We start from the raw sequence: 1,528 nt of genomic DNA on the forward strand, positions 1-1,528 counted from the left end.
GGCACCATCCGACTTCAGTACAAGCTTAAGATCAAGCTAAAAAAAGCATAAATCAGCGGTGTGTTGTATGGTATTATCTAGAAATCGCCACTGCAAAAAGTGACATATACCGAAGCATAGCGACAGTATAGAAAGTCGGGGGTGCCTGCTCAGGCATGTTGTTTAATTCCTATCCTTTTATTTTTGTATTTCTACCGATTACAATCATCGTTTACTTCGCACTGAATAAATTCCGTTATGGGCTGGCGGCGAAATGTTGGCTTGCATTGTCCTCACTCTTCTTCTATAGCTGGTGGAACATCAGCTACCTTCCACTTCTCTTAGGTTCCATCGCCTTTAACTACTCGATCGGAAGATTGCTCCAAGCACGTCGGAACCCACCAGGACAGGAGGCTAACCAGGGTAGACGAGGTGCCAAGAGCATCTTGATGTTAGGGATATCCGGTAATGTACTGCTGCTCATTTATTATAAATACGCCGACTTCTTCCTCGTAAATATCGGCGAGGCTGTCGGCTTCGAAGTGACGCTGCTTAATCTGGTGCTGCCGCTGGGGATCAGCTTTTTTACGTTTACTCAAATCGCGTATTTAGTTGATGCTTATAAGGGAAAAGCGCGTGAATACAACATCGTCAATTACGTACTGTTCGTTACCTTTTATCCGCACCTCATCGCCGGCCCGATACTGCATCATGGGGAGATGATGCCGCAGTTCGACCGAGTACGCTCCAAGCTGTGGGATTGGGGGAATGCAGCCAGTGGCGTCTTTATTTTCTGCATCGGATTATTCAAAAAAGTGGTGATCGCCGATTCGGTTGCTATTTATGCCAACGCCGGGTTTGATACAGCCAGCGGATTTGTGGATTCATGGATTGCCGCATTATCCTATACGTTCCAGCTCTATTTCGATTTCAGCGGGTACACCGATATGGCGATCGGGGCTGCGCTGCTGTTCAATATTCGACTGCCGCAAAATTTCAACTCACCCTATAAGGCACTTAATATCCAGGATTTCTGGCGACGGTGGCATATGACACTGAGCCGTTTCTTACGTGATTATATCTATATTCCGCTTGGCGGCAACCGCCGTGGCGAAGTGATCATGCTGCGCAATCTGATGCTTACGTTTCTGATTGGCGGATTATGGCATGGGGCGGGATGGACCTTCTTGTTCTGGGGACTGCTGCACGGAGCGGGGCAAGTGATACATCGTTTATGGGGCAGGCTTGGCGTACGGATGCCGCGTGCGCTGGCCTGGTTCATTACCTTTGTCTTCATCACGGTCACCTGGGTATTCTTCCGGGCGGAGAATTGGGCACAGGCCATGCGACTGTTGAAGGGAATGGCCGGGATGTCGGGCCTGCAACTGCATCTGAATGTGGCCATGGTAGAGCCGATAGCCTGGATCCTACTGTTGATGCCGATCGTGCTGTTCTCCCGCAATTCCTCGGAGCTTACCGTATCCTTCCGTCCGAATATGAGACAAGCCGTCCTATGCGCAGTCCTGTTCGTGGTCTCGCTGATGTATAT

The 1,528-nt window shown here is 49.5% G+C and carries 1 protein-coding gene; it reads left to right on the top strand.

Going from position 1 to position 1,528, the window contains the following annotated elements; genetic code table 11:
- Window positions 1-155 precede the first annotated feature (155 nt).
- Window positions 156-1,528, top strand: a 1,373-nt coding sequence (locus tag ACFRAK_RS28555; RefSeq protein ID WP_394573124.1) for an MBOAT family O-acyltransferase, incomplete at its 3' end; no start/stop codon positions are given.

This window comes from Peribacillus sp. NPDC056705 (assembly GCF_043656335.1).